17 protein-coding genes and 1 riboswitch are annotated in these 20,503 nt (G+C 29.7%); of the genes, 6 read left to right on the forward strand and 11 right to left on the reverse strand.

What is annotated here, in order from left to right; all coding sequences use genetic code 11:
• Positions 1-12: 12 nt before the first annotated feature.
• The 6 genes from CDLVIII_RS22325 to CDLVIII_RS22350 form a co-directional block, all read right to left on the reverse strand.
• Positions 13-1,011, reverse strand: coding sequence for a methyl-accepting chemotaxis protein (locus CDLVIII_RS22325; RefSeq protein WP_009171745.1), 999 nt, complete (start codon positions 1,009-1,011; stop codon positions 13-15).
• 14 nt (positions 1,012-1,025) lie between these two features.
• Positions 1,026-2,126: an FIST N-terminal domain-containing protein gene (locus tag CDLVIII_RS22330; protein ID WP_009171746.1), complete on the reverse strand. Its 1,101-nt coding sequence runs from the start codon at positions 2,124-2,126 to the stop codon at positions 1,026-1,028.
• A gap of 382 nt (positions 2,127-2,508) precedes the next feature.
• Positions 2,509-4,185 (reverse strand): M3 family oligoendopeptidase, encoded by a 1,677-nt coding sequence (locus CDLVIII_RS22335; protein ID WP_009171747.1) that lies wholly within the window; start codon positions 4,183-4,185, stop codon positions 2,509-2,511.
• 114 nt (positions 4,186-4,299) lie between these two features.
• The gene (locus tag CDLVIII_RS22340) at positions 4,300-5,550 is read right to left on the reverse strand and encodes an MFS transporter (protein WP_009171748.1); all 1,251 of its coding nucleotides are present in this window, start codon (positions 5,548-5,550) and stop codon (positions 4,300-4,302) included.
• A gap of 7 nt (positions 5,551-5,557) precedes the next feature.
• Positions 5,558-6,328, reverse strand: a complete 771-nt coding sequence (locus tag CDLVIII_RS22345) for a DUF2087 domain-containing protein (RefSeq protein WP_009171749.1) — start codon at positions 6,326-6,328, stop codon at positions 5,558-5,560.
• Between the two features lie 228 nt (positions 6,329-6,556).
• Positions 6,557-6,805, reverse strand: coding sequence for a hypothetical protein (locus CDLVIII_RS22350; protein WP_050816289.1), 249 nt, complete (start codon positions 6,803-6,805; stop codon positions 6,557-6,559).
• A gap of 144 nt (positions 6,806-6,949) precedes the next feature.
• Here CDLVIII_RS22350 and CDLVIII_RS22355 point away from each other — a divergent pair, with 144 nt between their 5' ends.
• The 4 genes from CDLVIII_RS22355 to CDLVIII_RS22370 all read left to right on the forward strand — a co-directional run bounded on the left by CDLVIII_RS22355 (position 6,950) and on the right by CDLVIII_RS22370 (position 9,613).
• Positions 6,950-7,825: a PHP domain-containing protein gene (locus CDLVIII_RS22355; RefSeq protein WP_009171750.1), complete on the forward strand. Its 876-nt coding sequence runs from the start codon at positions 6,950-6,952 to the stop codon at positions 7,823-7,825.
• 233 nt (positions 7,826-8,058) lie between these two features.
• Positions 8,059-8,337: a hypothetical protein gene (locus CDLVIII_RS22360; RefSeq protein WP_009171751.1), complete on the forward strand. Its 279-nt coding sequence runs from the start codon at positions 8,059-8,061 to the stop codon at positions 8,335-8,337.
• Positions 8,338-8,385: 48 nt separating this feature from the next.
• A complete protein-coding gene (locus CDLVIII_RS22365) occupies positions 8,386-8,616 on the forward strand; it encodes a hypothetical protein (protein WP_009171752.1) in 231 nt (76 codons plus the stop codon).
• A 71-nt stretch (positions 8,617-8,687) separates the two neighbouring features.
• Positions 8,688-8,774, forward strand: a riboswitch (glycine riboswitch).
• Between the two features lie 206 nt (positions 8,775-8,980).
• Positions 8,981-9,613, forward strand: a complete 633-nt coding sequence (locus CDLVIII_RS22370) for a trimeric intracellular cation channel family protein (protein WP_242835794.1) — start codon at positions 8,981-8,983, stop codon at positions 9,611-9,613.
• 162 nt (positions 9,614-9,775) lie between these two features.
• On the opposite strand, the gene CDLVIII_RS22375 is transcribed toward CDLVIII_RS22370, so the two are convergent.
• Entirely contained in the window at positions 9,776-11,020 is a 1,245-nt protein-coding gene (locus CDLVIII_RS22375) for an MFS transporter (protein WP_009171754.1), read from the reverse strand.
• A gap of 174 nt (positions 11,021-11,194) precedes the next feature.
• On the opposite strand from CDLVIII_RS22375, the gene CDLVIII_RS22380 reads away from it, so the two are divergent.
• Together CDLVIII_RS22380 and CDLVIII_RS22385 are read left to right on the forward strand one after the other, a co-directional pair.
• Positions 11,195-12,451: a helix-turn-helix transcriptional regulator gene (locus CDLVIII_RS22380; protein ID WP_009171755.1), complete on the forward strand. Its 1,257-nt coding sequence runs from the start codon at positions 11,195-11,197 to the stop codon at positions 12,449-12,451.
• Between the two features lie 373 nt (positions 12,452-12,824).
• On the forward strand, positions 12,825-14,486 hold the full coding sequence (locus tag CDLVIII_RS22385) for a glutamine--tRNA ligase/YqeY domain fusion protein (RefSeq protein WP_009171756.1): 1,662 nt from the start codon (positions 12,825-12,827) through the stop codon (positions 14,484-14,486).
• 138 nt (positions 14,487-14,624) lie between these two features.
• Here the strand turns inward: CDLVIII_RS22385 and CDLVIII_RS22390 are convergent, their stop codons facing one another.
• From CDLVIII_RS22390 to CDLVIII_RS22405, 4 genes are all read right to left on the reverse strand, one after another.
• The gene (locus CDLVIII_RS22390) at positions 14,625-16,616 is read right to left on the reverse strand and encodes a class I tRNA ligase family protein (RefSeq protein ID WP_009171757.1); all 1,992 of its coding nucleotides are present in this window, start codon (positions 16,614-16,616) and stop codon (positions 14,625-14,627) included.
• 590 nt (positions 16,617-17,206) lie between these two features.
• Entirely contained in the window at positions 17,207-18,067 is an 861-nt protein-coding gene (locus CDLVIII_RS22395) for a pentapeptide repeat-containing protein (protein ID WP_009171758.1), read from the reverse strand.
• Between the two features lie 199 nt (positions 18,068-18,266).
• Positions 18,267-19,622, reverse strand: a complete 1,356-nt coding sequence (locus CDLVIII_RS22400) for a DUF6179 domain-containing protein (protein WP_009171759.1) — start codon at positions 19,620-19,622, stop codon at positions 18,267-18,269.
• Between the two features lie 6 nt (positions 19,623-19,628).
• The gene (locus CDLVIII_RS22405; protein ID WP_009171760.1) at positions 19,629-20,096 is read right to left on the reverse strand and encodes a DUF6323 family protein; all 468 of its coding nucleotides are present in this window, start codon (positions 20,094-20,096) and stop codon (positions 19,629-19,631) included.
• Positions 20,097-20,503: the final 407 nt, after the last annotated feature.

Below are 20,503 nucleotides of genomic sequence, written 5' to 3' on the forward strand. Positions count from 1 at the left end.
TAAATTTAAAAATCAATTTATATTTTTATTTTTCCTGCTGAATGAATCTGCTAATATATTTTCAATTTGCTGCAAGAAATTAATAATATCACAAATTATAATTGATCTTTTACTCATCCTTAATTTTAAATTATTTAACTTATCCCCAAATGAGGCTACCAGTTCAGCTATAGAACCCACTCCTATTGCAGCTCCATTAAGCTCAGAGCTTGTACGTTCAATGCCTGTAATTATATGTTCACTAAATTCTTTAACTTCATTTGTACAATCAGTTACTTGTTTAAAATCTTTTTGAACATTTTGTGCATACTCAAAATTATCACGAATTGCTGTTTTTGAACTTTCAATTTCTTTCCTTAATGAATCAATACTGTCATACAAAGTCTTAACACTTCCATCAATCCCACTTACTAACTCAGTTGTAGATGCTGATAATTTTCTTATTTCTTCCGCTACTACAGCAAATCCTTTTCCAGCCTCTCCAGCCCTGGCAGCCTCAATTGATGCATTTAATGCAAGAAGATTTGTGCTACTAGCTATATCTGTTATACTGTTTGACAGGTCTTGAATGTTTTTAGAATTATTCTCCAATGTATGAAAGGCTTCTGTAATTAAATCAAGCTGAGTACATGTACCATTGATTTTCTCTGCTAATTCTCCCATTTTATCATCCGCTTGTTTAACTGCAACTTCAGAGCGATTCATAACACCATTAATTTTATTTGCATATTGACTAAAGTCATTAAAATTAGAATCAAGGCTGCTAATGGTATCTTGTATATTACTAATTTGTGAATATGTATCATTTATTTCATCAAGAGATTGACTTACTTTAACCTCTTCATCCATATATTCTCCAAGCTTTTTTTCTATATGTAATACACCATAGTTAATATATTTATCATCATTCATATTTTTTTCTAAACCTAACTTATCATTTTGCTCTAATTTTAAAACTACTTCCTCATTCGAATTCATATCTATATTTTTATTTGATTTAAACCACTTCATATATTACTACCTCACTATTCAAATACAGCAAGAACCATTGTTTGATTAAAATGTTGTTCTCCAAGTTGTTCTCCGTAACCTGCAAACCCAATATAATCCCCCAAAGCACCACTCATGTTTTTTGCAAATTCATTCAAATATCCATCTTTTTCAAAAAGCATTGACCTTGCTAAACAGTTTACCATAATTGATAATGATGGATTTGGAACATCTTTTTTTACTTTGTTTATTGTTTGCCTAATAACATTTTTATACGCATCTGGTTCTAAAAGTACCATTTTCGAATTGTTATATACTCTTGCATGATATGCCATCCCATTATTTTCAGTGACCATTTGATTAGCAGTAATATACATATCACTTCCAATAATTCTTCCAAGTGGATAACTATCTAAATATTTAGGAAGCTCATTAATAGTTGTATTTAATGCCTCAGCCATTACTTTTGCAGCTGGTTTATTATCATATTCATGAACTATGCGATTTCTTACATCTACTTTAGTTGCCGTGAAATAATGTTCTGTTGGTTTATAAATATTTTCTCTATATAATTTAATTCTACCGCTTAAATTTTTGATTATTACAAAGGCACACGCATTACTATACACTTTTCCATTAAAAGAAATCATAGTTTTCTCAGCTCTTCCAGGATCACCTGCTGATCCTCCAAACAACGGAATTTTCTTATCCTCAAGTACAGAATTTAACGTAGATAAAGCTAATTCTTCACAACTAATTAATGCGGAAGAAATTTCAAAACATACAGTATTAGAAGTATCATGAAATTTATTTACACACTCTGTTATTCTATCAACATATTTCAATGGATAACGCTCTACTTCTTCTAATACCCCTCCATAACATTCAATTCCATCTTCAATCCCCATTAAAAGCAATCCATTCTTATAGGCTCCGTCTTTGCAGAAACCTGCAAAAGTAGTAGATCCAATAACAATGCTGCTATTAAATTTTTCTTTTATTTTTTCAGCATACCCTTCAAACCGATCAACATTAGAAAAAAATAATATTAGTTTAGGTGAATTCAGACCAATTGTAGCTTCAGATATTGCTTCATCAAAATTATTTTTAACACTTTTTCCAATTTTGTATTTCACATTTATCACCTTCTATAATAAGATATGTATCCTTTCATAAACTCCATTATATTAACAACTTAATTAAAATATTATCCTTTTATTGTTAAACTTATATTATATGTATGCTAATTATACCTAAATTTTCTATTATGAGCAATAATATGCTGTAAAATTTAAAGCAATAAAGTAGAATTATTTTCATCAAAGCAATAATGTCATATTCCATATTTCAACTTATAAAGACTAATAAGAATGTAACCATATACATGTATTGTTAATCTAATCTCCGTAGCTTTTTATAGCTCCATAAAAAACAGCCTTTCATCTATATTGCACATTGGCTCTATAAATAGAAAAACCTCAGTTACAAAATAAAGATTAGCTGTTTATAATAAATTTATTATTTTATTTTATCAACAAGTTCTTTTACAAACCCCTCTTCAAACGGACTTTTAAGTCCAACCTTATTAAGCATGTTAGGAAAATAATCTTTAGCTGACTGTCTGCAAAATTCTATATATTTGTCCCAGGCATCATTATAATCTTCATCCATCATTCCTTTAAATTGAAGTGCACAAGTTTGAGCAAGGCAATAATCTATATAATAGAATGGATAATTATATATGTGTTTTTGCATCTGCCATCTGCGACCTTCACTATAAAATTCATCATCCATATAAGCAAGATGAGGCTTATATTCTTTTTCTAACTGCTTCCAAACCTCTCTTCTTTGAGCTGTGGTCAGTTCTGGTTTTGTATATATTATTTCTTGAAATTCATCCACCATACATCCATAGGGTACAAATGCTATAGCATCTTCAACCTGCATTTTTCTATAATCCTCAGCCCTATTTCCAAAAAATAATTCCATCCATTTACCTGTAAAAAATTCCATTGACATAGAGTGAGTTTCTGCCGTTTCCATAGTTATATTATTATGTTCTAATATTTCATCATCTCTTGTTAAATATCCCTGGAACGCATGACCACATTCATGAGTTATAACATCCACATCTCCACTTGTGCCATTAAAATTAGCAAATATAATTGGTGCCTTGTAAGTCATTAACATATCCATATAACCACCAGCTGCTTTATTAGCTCGTCCTAATACATCAAATAGCTCATGATCTAACATAAAGTTAAAAAATTCACTTGTTTCAGTAGATAACTCATTATACATTTTTTTACCCGCTGCAAAAATATCATCAGCACTTCCGATCGGAACAGGATTTCCATCAAGGAAGTAAGTTCCTTCATCCACAAAGTCCAGTTTTTCTATTCCAAGCCGCTTTCTTCGCTCTTCGTGCATTTTAGTTGCAAATGGAACTAAATATTTCTTAACTTGACTTCTAAAATTAGCAACATCATTTTTATCATAAGAATTACGCTGCATATTATAATAACCTAGTTCAACATAATTTTCATATTTCATTAATTTGGCCTGTTCATTGCGGTTAGCTACAAGCTTATCGAAAATTTCATCTAATTCATCTGCAATAGTGATAAGTTTTCCACTTCTAGCTTTTGCCGCCTCAATTCTAGTTTCTCTATCCTTTGACTTCAGATATTTTCCAAGTAGCGAAAGACTAAGTGTTTCCCCTCTAAATTCTACATTAGTCTTAGCTATTAACTTATTATATTTTGATACTAGAGCATTTTCTTCTTGTTTAAGAGGAATAAGCATATCATCAAAAGCTTTAAGCTTAAGCTCAATATCTTTAAATGGTACTGTTCCTATAATCTTCTCAAAGTAAATTCTATACTGAGACTCAAAGAGCAGCTTTTGATACTTCACCTTAAAACTTTCAATTCTAGGAGATATTTTATCATAATACTCCTGCTCCTCTTCATAAAACTTATTTGATACATCTCCATCATGCCTTAGAGATGCTAAAATCATAGCAGTACTTACTTTATTCATTAAACTATAATATCTTTTATGAATCTCAAATTGTTCTTCACCACTTTTAGCTCTAGTAAATTCATTAATTATATCCGATGCTTCCTTTTCAAAAGTTTCAATTGTTACTCTCTCATATGGAAGTTCTGATAATTTGAGACTTTCATCTATCATTTTCATTCCTCCCCAATTTACATAATTAGCTTATATATTTTCTATTATATACTACTTTCAGAAATATTATTACATGTGGAGAGTTTTCTTGAGTTTCCCAAAAACAAACATTTTTTAAATTTTTGCTTCATAAGCTTCATCGCAAGCTTTTAATAGAAAAATTATTACGGCTATAATAACTAATAAGTTCATAGCAATTAAAATGTTATAATACTTTACTAAATCAAGCAGAATTCCAAATAATAAAGTTCCTAAAGGCATAGCTCCTTGTGCAAACATTCCAAATATAGCAAAAAATCTGGATCTCATTTTATCTGGAACTAAATTTTGAAGGTTTGTCCCAATTGAAGTATTTACAAAGGCATTAAAGAATTCCATCATCATGCAAAGACTTCCTATTGATATAAACAACATCCAAGTTGCTCCTCCATATATACTTACTATACTCGGAAAGACTAATCCACAAACAGCCGTTCTTAAAATAGTTTCAAAAACAAACCCATAACGCATAAGTTGCTTTAATCCTAATTTTTTAAAATACATTAGTATACTAATATTCCCAAATAGCGCACCTACTGCTAAAAAACCTGCAATATATCCATATTGTTCTGAGGTAAATCCAACTTCCTTCTTTAAAACATATGGCATTACTACATCAAATAGAGGTGCAAGAAAAAAATTTGCAAACATAGCAAAGGTAAACAATTGAAATAATCCTTTTTTACTTACGATGAATTTTAATATCTCATGATTTTTATGAAGAAAAATTCTCATATTTATTTTCTCTGTTTGAACTGCTTTCTTCCTATAAGTAATTAAAATAGAAAATACTGCTGAAATCACAAAGGAAGCACTGTTTATATAAAATACAGCTTGTATTCCCCATATTCCATAAATTACTCCGCCTAACATTGGTCCAATGATATTAGATGCTGCATCAAAACCGCTCTTAATAGAATTAGCTTCCATAAGTTCATCTTTAGATACTAAATCTGGCATTAGAGCCATAGATGAAGAATTAAATATACTGTCCATTATTGATATAAATATCTGCAATATAAATAAAATATATATATTACAATTTCCTCTCATTGCTATGACTGCTAAAATGCAAACCAATATACCTCGCCCAAAATCCATAGCTATCATAATATTTCTTCTATCACTTCTATCTCCAATCACACCGGCAAAAGGTGCTGTCATTAGTATTGGAATTAGTATGAACATTGACAAAATTCCCATTAACGTTCCGGAGCCTGTTGAGTCAAGGACATATAATGGAAGGGCAATGGTTTGTATACCGCTTCCATTTAAAGATACAAACCTTCCACCTATATACCTCCAGAAGTTTTTATTACCTTTCATTTTTATGTTACTCCTTAATCCAATAGCTGTTGCAATCATTAGTTCTTTCTATAAATCCATATTCGATTAAAGCTCTTCTTATTGTTGCATAATCTTCATATATTCTCTTTAAAATTCTATTGAGCTCTTTCTCAGGATACATCTTTTCTTTAGAAAAATTCTTGACTATCTCTCCTAATATAATGATTTTCTTTTTCTCCTTAGAAGGATAACTCTTCAAGCCGCCATTTTCATTCATATAATTTTCAATTACGCTCTTCTTTTCTTTATCTGTAATATTATATCTATCATCTAAAGTAGTTGCAGTCTTAGGTGCATCACAGATAGTTTCCTTATCAAGCTTATTTATCTTCCTATTTGCTTCATTTGCAAGTAAATCCATCATGGCTAAAAATAATTTTGCCTGTTTTTCTTTTTCCCTTAATTTATAGCGATGATTTCTTATTGTTGATTGAGCAACACCGAGCTCCTTTGCGATCTCTTTATCACTTAATCCTTTAGCTATTAATTTAATTAATTCTCTTTGAACTTCTGATATTCCAGTAAAGCTCGAATTCATATCAAGCATATATTCAAGCATTGAACCATGTTTCTCTTTCACATGCAGTTCTGCTGCCTTTCCCGCATCATATAATGCTGAATTAATTTCATATATTCTTCCTTTTTGAAAGGCCTCCTCGCAAATTATGCATTTATATTCATCCTCATACTCAATAAAACCTTTCTTTACTTCTTCTACCTCTGCGCTCCAAAATAATTCATTTGACTTTATATCCACAAAAATCAATCCTTTCCAATAAAATACCACTTTTTATTATTATATGTCTAAATTTCAATTTTGTCTATGTATAAATAGACATTTTTAAATTCTGACTATCAAAAAAAAAAAAAAAAATAAAACAGAAAGTAGAATTACAAGTTTTCAGTAATTCTATTTTCTAATATTCTTAATATACTTTATGTTATTATCATTTCATTGCTAGTTTTTAAAATTTAAACCCTATCATTAACTCTCTAAGGACTTTATTATTTGAATCATTTTACTACTATTTTCATTAAATTGAGCTATTCTATTTACATTTGCACCAGATGGATGTGGAAATCCATTAAGAATTTGATTTCTAGTTATGATTTTATATTCTGATAGTTTAAATAAAACCGCTTCAACACATCTTCCTAAAGGTATTATAAGGATGCTATCTGAATTATTTAACTGCTTTAATTCATCAACAAAATTCTCATAAATATATTTCATTAAGAATTCATTATTAATGAGCTTTGGAGAATAGCCTGAGTAGTTCTTTCCTTTAGCTCTGTGAAATTATATTTAATATCGTATTTCATTCACTCGTTAATTAATATAAAATTAAAATATAACTTATCTTGAGGAGGTATTAAAATGATTGATTTACACATTCACACAACCTCATCTGATGGTTCAGATGAACCCAAAGATATACTGATAAAAGCTGAGCAAATAGGCTTAAAATATATAGCTATTACAGATCATGACTCAATTGGTGCCTATGAAAAATTAAAAAAACTTAATATACATGAATATTTTAAAGGTAAAATTATTCCTGGCTGCGAATTTTCTGTTGTTCATGATGGGAAACCTATCGAAGTATTAGGCTATGGCCTTGACCTTGATACCATAAGTTCCATGGGTATAGTTTCAGATGAAAAGTTTCTTGAAAGGGAAAATACTTATCTTGAAAAGATGATGGAAGTATGCAGAAACCTTAATATAACATATAGCAAAACTCTATCTGTTAAAGGTAAATATTTTGCAACACAACTAATGCATGCTGACCTAAAAAAATACCCTGAAAATGAAAAGAACTTTACTAAAGACGTTTGGGAAAGTCTTAATGCATTTTATAGAACCTGCGTAAATAATGAAGAAAGTCCTTTCTTTCTTGACCAAACCAAGAATTATTTCACAGTACCAGAAATTGCTGCTATTATAAAAAAAGCCGGTGGAAAATCTTTTCTCGCTCATTTATATGGATATTTTGCCGATGATCATAAGGAATTCTTAGATTCAATAATATCATTAAATGCACTTGATGGAATAGAATGCTATCATTCTCTTCATTCAGTTGATAGAACAAAAGCTCTCCTTGATTATTGCAAGAACAATAAACTTTATTCTAGTGGCGGAAGTGATTACCATGGCAAACTCAAACCTACAGTTAAACTTGGAGAAAGTATTCAAGGCACAAAAATACCATATGATATCTTAAAACCATGGCTTCCATTAAATCTAATATAAAAGAAATTCACAGTTTTCAAAAGTTAACTGTGAATTTTTTTATATCCTATGTATTTTTTAATTATAATTACAATCATTTTCTATACATTTCAACATTTTAAATATTTATGTAATTAATTTATTATTTTATTTAATATCCAAATACTTCGCAGATTAATATAACTGTTTTTTCAAATAATAATTATAAAGAAATTTTTATTAATACTAAACCAATTATGTTAGGAGTGATTGCCATGACAAATGAAAAAGCCCCATATTCTCCAACGCCTGGGGATTATGATACTGAAAAGTTAACTGATCTTCATTCGCCAAATACAAAACCTTCTCATTACGCTAGAAATATACAACATGCGTTAGATAACTCAACAAATTCAAAAGATAGATATAATTCAAGTGCTAGAAGTATTGAACGTGAAAAAGCTTCCGATCCTACTGAAAGAATACCTACACTAATAAAATATTCTGATATGAATACTGATAGTGATGAATTTGAATACAAAGGTGAAATATAAAATTTTGTAAAAAACTATACAATATCAATTAAGCAAGGAGTGATTAACATGGATAATAAAAGAATTCCTCAGCGTCCAACTTCAGAGGGGTACTGTATACAAAAATCAGGAGCTGATATAAACTCATCAAAATCAGAAGCTTCTGATACTGAAGATGTAAATGATACTGATGATAACAGTGCTGATAGTTCAAATACTTCACGCTCTTCTTTATCTTCAAAGTCTATTGATTTAAATGATGACGATGATGCTGACGATGAATATACAGATAAAATATAATATTAGATTATAATTCATTGACATCCAATTAGAACTAATTTATAATCTAGTTGGTAATTTATATAGATCGTATGACGAATTTGGGAGAGACTGCAAATATAGTAGCGCCGAAGGTGAAGTCGCAACAAACTCTCAGGCAAAAGGACCGAATTCTGACGAAACTCTGGAAAGTCTTATGACACCCAAGAAGCAATCTTTTAATTAAGCAATAAAATAACTCATAAGTACATTAATATGTATGTTATTTAGTTATTTTTAAATAAGCCTTATTAAAGAGAATCTTTCAGGTAAAATAACAGAGGCGGATTGTTTACGCAATTCGTCTCTTTTTTATGCGCTTTAAAGACAAGCTCTTATAAAATAAGTGAAATTAATAGAAAGGATTATTTTATTTATGTATGATATTGCTCTGCTAGAATATTTAGGCATTTTTGCATTTGCAACATCTGGTGCTTTCGTTGCAATTGAAGAAAAATTTGATTTATTTGGAATATACATTTTAGCTACTGTTACTGCTATGGGAGGTGGTGTTCTTCGCGATATCGTAACTAATGCTGGTATTCCAGCCTTCTTCTCAAATTATAAAACAATTCCCTTTATAATTTTAGGAGGAACTATTCCTATTATCCTTCGTGGTAAATTAAAATATAATACTATTTTCGTAATAATTGATGCTATTGGGCTTTCTGCTTTTTTTGTATCTTCAGGTCTTAAAGCTATTGAAAATGGTTATAACTTAATGTTATTTTTATTTGCTGCAAGCATAACCGGTGTTGGCGGTGGAATGCTTAGAGATATAATTACTAATAGAAAACCTGAAATATTTAAAACTGATGTTTACTGTGTTGCAGGAATCATTGGCTCACTTCTATTATGGTTTTTATATCCTATTACCGGTGCTCGTATTGCCCAGCATTTATCCTTAATCACTATATTTTCAATACGAATGATTTGCTATATTAAAAAAATAAATCTTCCAATTATAAATTTAAAATAGTCGTTTCATTTAACTTCTATCTTGTTTAAGAATAATTTCAACTTAATTCCATACAGTTTTTGGACATGCTTTATAAATAGAATATAAAGCATGCCTACTAAATCTTATGCACTTTGAAAGATACAATTTCAAAATATTTTTCACCATCATAAATTCTTTCGTTTACTCAACATGTGTTACTACATTAGATTTGATTCTTCGGGTTCTTACTGAAAAAATCTTTAGACCAAACATTGCTATGGCTGCTATTATTGAAATAAGAAACACTAGAAACCATAAGGTTTTGCAGCCATATAATTCTATATATGCTCCTGCAAAAGAAGTACTAAGTGCTGCTCCTAAAAATTTTCCTAAATTGGTTATGGCATTTAACCTAGCTCTATAATTATTCGGGCTATTATTTGCTACATAGACTCCCGAGCTTATAGAGCTTAAAATCTCTCCACAGGTCCATATTACTGTTGATATTATAAAAAACGAAAAACTATTAAGGTAACCTATCATTCCAAAACCTATAGCATACAATATTCCTGTAAGAGTCATATTGGTTAACTGATGATTCCTCTTTGTTATATAACCTATGAAAACTGTTAAAATTAAAACTGTAATAGCATTTGTACTCATAATATAGCCAAAGTATTTTGCTCCTTCATTGTTGAACTGTGCATTTAATGTCATTGGAAGTGAAAATTTATGCTGAGAATAAACAAAACTATATACTATATTTAAGCCTAAAAATATACTTAATTCTGGCCTTTTCCAAAGCATTTGAAATGTATTTCCCTTTTCTGCTGCTTCAGCTTTATTTTGAACTTTCTCTTCACTATTTACTGTATATGTCTCTTCAATATGTTTCCATACTAAAAATACTGCTGCAAAAGAAGTCAAAGCATCACCCAAGAATAACATTGGTAAAAGATTATTAAATAGGAAACCTGCTACTATAGGCCCTATGGCAATGCCTGCATTTATAGAAAGATAATTCAGCGAAAGGCCAACTTGTCTTTGCTTATTTGAAAGTATATCTACCATCATTGAAGAATATGCCGGACGTATAAAGCCACCAAAGAATGTACTTATGAGTAGACATATTATAGTGATCAATGGATTTTTAGTGAATGCACAAGGAATTAATAATACTGCAGATAAACTTTGTGCATAAATATATATTTTTTTCCTTCCTTTCATGTCAGATATTTTCCCGCCTAAAATTGATGCAGGAATACCTATAACAGATGATAGTGTTACTATCATTCCAGATACTGCAGTTGTCATGCCAATTTTTTGAGTAAGATATAATGCCAAAAATGGTCCTACAAATTCCCCCAAACAATTTATAAGTGTTGCAAAACATATAACATACATTTCTTTTGGCAGACTTTTGTAATTTTTTATAAATTCTTTCATTTTGCTATGCCCCCTCTACCTAATATATTTTACCCATAAAATCCAACACATTCAAAACATTCCTATTGAATAATTTCTATATAAATCATTACTTTAATGTTATAATTTAGTATAAGTTTCACTATTATTAGTCAAATATATATACTTTTTTCTTTTTTATCGGAGGATTTTTTTATGGAATCTACATTAGTAATACTGGGCAATGAGTTGGAATATGATTTTTTGTCTGCCTGGATTAAATACACAAGAATAAAAAATAACTTTAGTCAGGAAGCCTTAGCTCATGGTATATGCTCTGTAAGCCATTTGAGTTATTTTGAAAATGGTAAAAAGCATTTAAGAACAGAGGTAATAAATGCCTTATTAAAGAAGCTTAACATTGATGATTTCGATAAGTTTGCTGATATAGGCCGTGTTAGACAGAAATTCAATACAATGATGAATGACATTGAAAGCTACAACTTTGAAAGTGCAAAGACAATTTACAATGATCTCTTAAAAATAGAGTCTCTTATAAATCACTCTCCCTATAGTATTGAATTTAAAATATATGATCTTATGTACAAAACCTTTGTAGATATGATAGATTACAACTATGTAAAAAATGACTTGATTCTGTTAGATAAAATATATACCTCTTTAAGTGATGAACTTAAATACTTATATCTCCTCATATCTGGTGATTTATTATACAGGGCTCATGAAAATGAGCAAGGTATTGAAAGACAAATGAGAGCATTAAATTTTAAGGATACCTCTTGGATTAATTTTTGTTTAGGCCGAGCCTTTTGTTTTAATGACAATATGGGCAGAGGAACCTACTACCTTGAGAAAGCTTTAGATAGTTATGAGAAAAGCGGGCGATATCTTAATGCAGTATGGTGTCATAATTATCTTGGTGTATGCTTTTCTTATTTAAAAATGTATGAAAGTTCAGAAAAACACTTTAATGCTGGATTAATGTCTGCAAAACATTTTGATATGGTAAAATTGTTTTGGCATCTTTATAATAACTTATCTGATCTTTATTTACTCAAAGGTGATTATAAGAAATCTATTAAATGGAGTAAATTAGCAATGGAATGTAATTATGAAAATCTAGCCTGCGTATATAACTATATTTCAGCTTGTATAAGATTAAATAACTTAGATGAATGTAAAGTGATTTTTGATAAATATCTATCTGAAGAATACAAAACTTCCAAATATTATGATTCAATATACTTTCTTTATTTGGTAGTCTATCGATTTAAAGAAGACTTCTTTTATGAAGAAGTAAAAAATAAAATTTTACCCTATTTCGAAAATATAAAGAAAAAGGATATTTGTAAAGATATTAAGTTAAAATTGATTGAATATCTTGAAAGTAAAAGAAAATATAAGGAAGCTAATAAACTTTATAAAGAGCTTATGAATGAACATATACATTAACTTTAATTTTATCTTTATTTTTTCTTTATATTGGATTAAAATTATTAGTAGTAAAAATTACAATATAATTTAGATATATATGTTACAATTAACAAAGTACAATTTTAATTGAAATCCTTACAGGTTTTCTTAAAATGTAGAATTATTATTGTAAAATATATTATCTTAAAAATATATTTTTCTTAATTTGAAGCATATTAAAAAAATAACAAGTCATCATGCTGATCTTTTTTAGGTCTACTTTGTTAGCATGTTGATTTAATGGATATAAGTATAATAAAACCACTTAATTATCTGACTCAAAATATACCTAACATCTTTGACTTGTTATTTTCTTTTTATGTCTAAATACACTTATGAAAGAGGTTAAATTATGTCAAATGAAATCAATTCTTCTAACTTTATAAGAAATATCATTGTAGAAGATCTAGAAAGCGGAAAACATAAAGAAATAATTACTCGTTTCCCACCAGAACCTAATGGCTACTTACATATAGGTCATGCCAAATCTATACTTTTAAATTTTGGTTTAGCAGAAGAATTTAAAGGAAAAACTCATTTAAGATTTGATGATACAAACCCTGTTAAAGAAGATACAGAATATGTTGAATCTATTAAAGAGGATGTTAAATGGCTTGGTGGAAACTGGAATGAACTTTTCTATGCGTCTAATTATTTTGATGAAATGTATAATAGAGCAATATTATTAATAAAGAAAGGTGAAGCTTACGTTTGTGATTTATCACCTGAAGAAGCTAAGGAATATAGAGGAACTTTAACTCAGCCAGGTAAAGAAAGCCCTTATAGAAATAGATCTGTAGAAGAAAATTTAGATTTATTTGAAAAAATGAAAAAAGGTGAATTTGCTGATGGTGAAAAAGTTCTTAGAGCAAAAATAGATATGGCTTCACCAAATATAAATATGAGAGATCCTATTATTTATAGAATATCTCATTCTGCTCATCACAACACTGGTGATAAGTGGTGCATTTATCCAATGTACGATTTTGCTCATCCATTAGAAGATGCTATTGAGCATGTAACTCATTCTATCTGTACTTTAGAATTTGAGGATCACAGACCATTATATGACTGGGTTGTACGTGAATGCGAAATGGAAGCTGCTCCAAGACAAATAGAATTTGCAAGACTTAACATGACTAATACTGTTATGAGTAAGAGAAAGCTTAAACAATTAGTTGATGAAAAAGTTGTTGACGGATGGGATGATCCTAGAATGCCTACTATCTCAGGGCTTAGAAGAAAAGGCTGTACTCCTGAAGCATTAAGAAATTTCTGCACAGCTATTGGAGTTGCTAAAGCTAATTCAGTTGTTGATTCTCAAATGTTAGATTACTTTATAAGAGAAGATTTACAGCTTAAAGCACCACTGACTATGGGTGTATTAAATCCATTAAAGCTTGTAATTACTAATTATCCTGAAAATGAAACAGAGATGCTTGAAATAGAAAACAATGCTAAGGATGAAACACAAGGAACAAGGTTAGTTCCATTCTCTAGAGAATTATATATTGAAAAAGAAGACTTTATGGAAATTCCACCTAAGAAATACTTTAGATTATTCCCTGGTAACGAAGTTAGATTAAAGGGAGCATATTTTGTAAAGTGTACTGATATAATCAAGGATGAAAATGGTGAAGTTATAGAAGTTCACTGTACTTACGATCCAGAAACTAAGAGTGGTTCAGGTTTCACTGGCAGAAAAGTAAAAGGAACTATCCACTGGGTAGATGCAAAAACTTGTCTTCCTGCTGAATTCAGATTATACGAACCATTAATATTGGATGATATTGAAGAAAATGAAGGAAAAGATTTCTTAGAACAAATTAACCCAAATTCAATGGAAATATTACAAGGTTTCATTGAGCCAACTGCATTTAAAGATGCAAAACCTCAAGATAAGTTCCAAATGGTTAGAAACGGCTTCTTCTGTGTAGATACAAAGCATACTACTGCTGATAAATTAGTATTTAACAGAATTGTACCTTTAAAATCATCATTTAAATTAAGCTAAAACTTATGTTATAAGTCAAAATAATAAATTAAGCCTCTTTCGCTGCTGCAGAGAGGCTTAATTTATTTCTTCTGTGAAACTTTTCCAGATATGAATTTAAATTAAACTTTTGTGTATATCTATACTAGAAATCATATACTAACTTGAAATTTGGCTTTCATGCTTTTCAAAGAAATCAACACGTGGTTCTAAATACTTTAATTTATGCACTTCTTGATTCTTTATAAATTCATAAATTGGTTTAAAGATATATTCCCAATCCCAAACCCGTTCATTTATATTTAAATATTCTCTCACCTTTTCCGAGCTTTCTGGAGCAATCGGATGAATTAAAGTAATTCCAGTTCTTACAGCATGAAATGAATCTATTAATATTTGTTTACGAAGCTCACTATCATTATTTGCTTCTGCACTCTTCATGTTACCTGCCCAATATTTACTCATTTTGCGGATATAGCTGTCTAAAACATAAATAACACTGTGAAATTCGTGGTTATACATATTCTTTTCATAAGTTAAAATAGCTTCATTGGATTCTTCTATAATTTCGTCGCTAATTTCTCCTACCGGTATTTTACCATCAAAATATTTTTGTGCTGTGTAAAAACAAGAGCGAACAAGTCTATTAAATACATTAGTAAGAAGATTACCATCTTTTAACACCGTATCAGGGCCTTGCTTTTCTTCTTCAGACATAAACACTTGTGGTGTAAAGCTTGCACTTTTCTTTGATAAACCCAGTCCTAAGAAATGCATCCGCAATTGTTCTGCTGTATAGTACTTAAGCAGTTCACCTGCCATAGGCGGTTTAATACTGCCACTACTGCTGGCTTTTTTATCCATAAATAATAAATGATTATTAGCAATTAAGTGAGGAAGATTAATATTCTCAAAGTCTGCTTTATCGTCACTATTTATGCCTAGCAAGGCCATAAACATTGCCATTTCTGCAATTCCATAAAAATAAATATTGTCTTCACCAATAAATTGATACACCTTTGAATCCTTTGAATTCCACCATGTTTTCCATTCCTCCTTATCTCTGCCAATGGATTCAAGATATGTTTTAGTAAATGATATTGGTGCCCAAAGAGATTCTGGCCAAACCCAAAAGGTTAAATCTTTTAGCTCTTCCTTTTCAGGCACCTCAATTCCCCATTCAACATTCCCTGATAACCTAAATGGCACTAAGGTCTTGCCTGTTCTAAAACGAATTCCAAGCTCATCAAATATTTCTCTTGCCTTATCTCTATCACTTAAATTTTCAAATATGAAAGTGATTGATGATTTCTTTGATTCATCAATAATTTGGTGCTTCGGCAATTTTTCTTCTAGGTTAGTGATACCTTCCAGCTGTTTGCGTTTTACATAGATAATTGGAAGTTTCAGAAATTCTTCCATGGTGTTTAATAAATATTTACGCCAATTGGAATTTGCTTTTAAATATTTCACTTCCTTTTTCAAAAGCTCATTATATTTATCCAATTCAAAGTACCAGTTTGTTACAGCTCTTAATTCTGGTGTCTTACCTGATAAAATGCTCTTTGGTTCAATTAATTCATTTGACATATATTGATGACCTAAAGCACATTCATCTGCATAGGCCTTATCTGAATTGCAGCCTTCTATTGGGCATTTTCCTATTACTTGCCTGCCATTTAACAGCACTTTAAAATCTGGATCATAAAACTGAGGAGATGAAAGCTTAACTAAATGCCCGCTTTCATATAATTTATTAAATATTTCTTTTGATACTTCCTTGTGTATTTCACCTTCTCTATCCAAAGCTGAAGCACCATATAAACTTAAACTCATTTTGTATTCATCTAATACTTTCTTTTGCTTTTCGTGATTTTCTCGAACATAATCTTCTATAGTTCCTCCATATTTTTTATCCTCTACAATTTTTAAATAGCTGGCTGAAATAGGTGAACCATAGCAATCTGTTCCTGATACAAATATAACATTTTCGCTTCCTATCCTATCTCTTAAAAATCTTGCAAAAGCATCAGCATGAACAAACACACCGCCTACGTGACCAAAATGTAATTCTTTATTTCCATAAGGCATACCAGCAGTTATTACAGCTCTTTTAGGGAATACAGGTCGTTTTACTTTTCTTTCTTCCATAATAAAGTACACTCCTTTAAGTTAATCCTTCCTAATTATGCATAAGCTCTGCACCATTAAGAATCTCATATTTTTAATCTACATTATAAAAAATGGTATAAAAAAAACACCTCCTACAAAATTATTAATCTGTAGGGGCGAATTATTCCGCGGTACCACCCTATTTCATTAGCATGTCGCCATACTAACCTTCTCGAGTACAAATTTATACTCTAGTTCTGTAACGTGAACAAACGTCATAGTATCACTTAATTCAGTCCACAGTTTACAATTTACAGCTCCCAGTAAATGTAAAAACCACTGCATAATTTCTACATATAACTTTGAACAAAGTATAAATACTTTATTCAAAACTGCATTCTACTTAAGCATGTTATCTAAATTAAGATCCGTATGCGGCTCCGAGGCTTGTTTCGTTAAAATTTCCACTGTTCCATTTCAGCACAAGGAACTTCTCTGTAAGATACATTCAAAAAAATAATCAAGTAATATTTTTGATTGTACCCAAGCTTTTATAATAACTACTCTTCTCTTCATTGCCTTTATTTTGTAAAAGTATATTAAATAAAATAAATTTTGTCAAGGGGGAATTATTCTTCCCAATATGTTGGACGAATTAAAGCTGGCGGCAGCTTTGTATTTGAATCTCCTTTAGCTGTATTAATTTGACCTTGTGTAAGAAATATACTTTCTTCTAGATTAGTTCCTCTAAGATCTGCATCCCTCATGTCAGCTCCAATAAAATCTGCTCCACTAAGATCATTTCCTCTAAGATCTGCTGCAATTAAAAATGCTCCTCTTAAATCTGCTCCCCTAAGATTACTCTTTCTAAGGTCTGCACCAAAACAATCTAATCTGCTTGCAATCTTTTTACGTCTCAAAGTACTTCTTTGCCCATTAAGTGCCTTAGTCCGTACAGTTTCACTTGTCTTATGAAGTAATAAATTAACTCTATCACGATATGCTTCTATATCAAATTGCATAAGTGAATCAGGATTCTGATTAGTGACATTTTCTATTTCCTTTATCAAATCATCAAGCTTATTTTGAATAATATCGTTAGATTGTATCCTAAATGCTTCAGATAAATACCATAGCATTTCATGAAGCTGTCTCATTATTAAAAACACCTCAAACATTTCTTTCGCTGCTTCTGGGACTTGTTTCCAATCACGTCCTCCATATGTACCTTGAGCAACTTTTTGCCCTGCTCCGAAACAATCATAGGCCGTGCAGCCTTTAAGCCCTTTCTTTCTAAGATTTTTGTGAATGGCGCAAGAGAAATCTGATTTTAAGTTTGAACATGGTTTTCCAGCATCTTTATCCGCTGGAAAACCTTCAGAAGCAGAAAAATATAATGCTATGCAGCAAAATCCAAAACACTTTTCGCAATCAATTTTCAAATCCTCATATAGTTCCTTATTAAATATAGCTTCACTTTTGTGTGTCATTTTTACTCACCCCATATTCTTAAGACACATAATAATTGTTAATATGTAACTTTATGTATGTATATAATTTACTATTTTATATTGCACAGAAATCGTATCGAAATTGCCATAGTACTTTCAATAACAATGCCTATTTAATAAGGTATTCTTAAATATTTTTTAGAGCTTACTATACTATAGCAAGCTCATTCACTAAATTTTATATTAATTCTATTTTCTCTTTAAGTTCATCTATCTTAATTTGCTCATCTTCAGTTAAACTTGAAATATACTTTTTGAATTCCAAATACCATTCCTTGTCATATTCACTGTCCATGCTTGAATCTGATATATGTCTTGCTAAAAGAATGATTTCTAATTTAGATAAGCTTTTAAAGTACGTAATAAATTCATCTTCAAACAAGCATTCAGCATTTAGCATATCTATTAAATCTCCAAGGCTTTTAATATTATTTTTTATAAGCTGAACTTTATCTTGAGTTGAAGAACTCTCTCTAACTTTTTCGCTTAATTTCCTAAATGCAGAGTTACTTAATTGTTTACCATCAATATATCTAATTACTTCGTCATTTTTATTTTTATCAGTTGAAATAAATACTGCCTCCAATTTGTTCAACTTAAGGCTGTCATATATTGCTGGAGTTATTTTGACTACTGCCTTTCTAATGTAACTTATTAATGCATCATTTTCTATATTTAAAATTTCACAACAGCTATAACCATATTTTATTAAGGCTTCCTGTAATTCATTTAAAGATAATTTTCCTAACATTCTTTTTATATATTCTCTATCCATATTGCTAATATTAAGACTATTAAGGTTTTTACCACAAGCAATTAAGCCAAGTGAATTAATTAATACTAGTTCAAAGATGTTTATAAGAAGTAATTCGCTCCTTTTATCATACCCTTTTAATAATTTATTAATTTCAACAATATCAAAGTTATAACAAAACTCATTTTCTAAATCTAGTGTCTCTAGATAATTACTTGTATATTCAATACCTTTATAATTCATATTATCCATACAAAGCTGATAGTCTACCGAACCCGAAACTTCATGAGGCTCAAAGAAATCATTATATTCTTTAAAAAATATCGAGATTCCATAATCAATAGTATCGTTATATGAATAATTATCAACATCAAGCTTATTTTTCTGAATCTTCTCCAGTAGTTTTTCACTATACGCCACTTTTTCTTTTATTAAATCATGCCCTCTTTTTAACATATCAAATAAACTCGTTTTTTTTAATTCCTCTATTATTAATTCTATATTATCGAAAGTTTTTAAATACATTCCTATAGTATAATCAATGCCTTGCATCAGTTTTTCTGCTGTCTCAACCATAACTGAACTGCTCTCATCTTTTGTATAGTATTTTAGCTGCATTTTTAAAGTTTCTAATCTCTCGTAAGATATTTTCGTTAAATTTACATCATCTAAAAGTTTTCTTTCATGACAAATTACTAAAATGCTTTTAAAAAAACATTCTGCATCAAGATTGTTTTCTATAGAAAAATTATATCTTTTGATACTCTTACTGTTCCCCATAATTTATCAGTCCTTTTCACTATTTAGATTTGTATAATCCTTAACACCATTTCTAATATTATCTGCAATTTTATATAATACTTTACCTTCTAAAAGTTCTAAAGATCCCTGACAGTAATTATCAAAGTATTCTTTCATAATTTCTATTAATTCATCATCACCTATATAATCTAAGGTTTCATTCTTATAGTTATAAAAAATTTCTACCAGTTCATTTATAGTATCACTATAATTATATTGTGAAATATATGGAGAGTTGCAAAAGGCCATTATAATTTTATCTACAATTTGGCCGTCAAACTCTATTCTGCCGCTTTTCTCAAGTGCCAAATTTCTTGTATTAATTATTTCTTTTATATCGTCCTCATTAAGCCTTAACCCATATTCATGAGTTAATTCATTGCACTTGAGTATATCATTAAATACCTGCTTATCTAGTGAGCCTTCTTGAAACAAATTAATAATTTCATCCAATTTAAAAACTTCCTTTCAAAAAACTATTGACACAGAGATTAAAATATGTTATATTAATATTATATAGTCATAATTGTATATTATATCATTGGCTTATTTTATTGTCAATGCGTTTTTCTGAGGGTTTTCAATTTTGAACGCTCTTTTTTTGCGTTATAAATCCTATTTTTATTTACAATATATATATATTGCAATTTGCAATGTACAGTTCACAATTAACAATTATTGAAGAAATCCTGTAAGGATTTCAACCATAATTGTCAATTGTACATTGTAAATTTTCAATTGAAACATATATATATATATGTTTCAATTAATTTTATACATTTTACATCTAGATATCTACTTAGCCTATAGCCCTTTCAAATGTAATTTTATTATTGCTCATATATATCATAAGAATTTTA

Source organism: Clostridium sp. DL-VIII, from assembly GCF_000230835.1.
Taxonomy (GTDB): Bacteria; Bacillota; Clostridia; order Clostridiales; family Clostridiaceae; genus Clostridium.

Bases quoted from the DNA above. Each gene is read 5' to 3' on its own strand.
- CDLVIII_RS22375 (WP_009171754.1), bottom strand. From the start codon at position 11,020: ATGAAAGAATTTATAAAAAATTACAAAAGTCTGCCAAAAGAAATGTAT.
- CDLVIII_RS22325 (WP_009171745.1), bottom strand. From the start codon at position 1,011: ATGAAGTGGTTTAAATCAAATAAAAATATAGATATGAATTCGAATGAG.
- CDLVIII_RS22340 (WP_009171748.1), bottom strand. From the start codon at position 5,550: ATGAAAGGTAATAAAAACTTCTGGAGGTATATAGGTGGAAGGTTTGTA.
- CDLVIII_RS22335 (WP_009171747.1), bottom strand. From the start codon at position 4,185: ATGATAGATGAAAGTCTCAAATTATCAGAACTTCCATATGAGAGAGTA.
- CDLVIII_RS22400 (WP_009171759.1), bottom strand. From the start codon at position 19,622: ATGGGGAACAGTAAGAGTATCAAAAGATATAATTTTTCTATAGAAAAC.
- CDLVIII_RS22365 (WP_009171752.1), top strand. From the start codon at position 8,386: ATGGATAATAAAAGAATTCCTCAGCGTCCAACTTCAGAGGGGTACTGT.
- CDLVIII_RS22350 (WP_050816289.1), bottom strand. From the start codon at position 6,805: ATGAAATATATTTATGAGAATTTTGTTGATGAATTAAAGCAGTTAAAT.
- CDLVIII_RS22355 (WP_009171750.1), top strand. From the start codon at position 6,950: ATGATTGATTTACACATTCACACAACCTCATCTGATGGTTCAGATGAA.
- CDLVIII_RS22395 (WP_009171758.1), bottom strand. From the start codon at position 18,067: ATGACACACAAAAGTGAAGCTATATTTAATAAGGAACTATATGAGGAT.
- CDLVIII_RS22385 (WP_009171756.1), top strand. From the start codon at position 12,825: ATGTCAAATGAAATCAATTCTTCTAACTTTATAAGAAATATCATTGTA.
- CDLVIII_RS22380 (WP_009171755.1), top strand. From the start codon at position 11,195: ATGGAATCTACATTAGTAATACTGGGCAATGAGTTGGAATATGATTTT.
- CDLVIII_RS22360 (WP_009171751.1), top strand. From the start codon at position 8,059: ATGACAAATGAAAAAGCCCCATATTCTCCAACGCCTGGGGATTATGAT.
- CDLVIII_RS22390 (WP_009171757.1), bottom strand. From the start codon at position 16,616: ATGGAAGAAAGAAAAGTAAAACGACCTGTATTCCCTAAAAGAGCTGTA.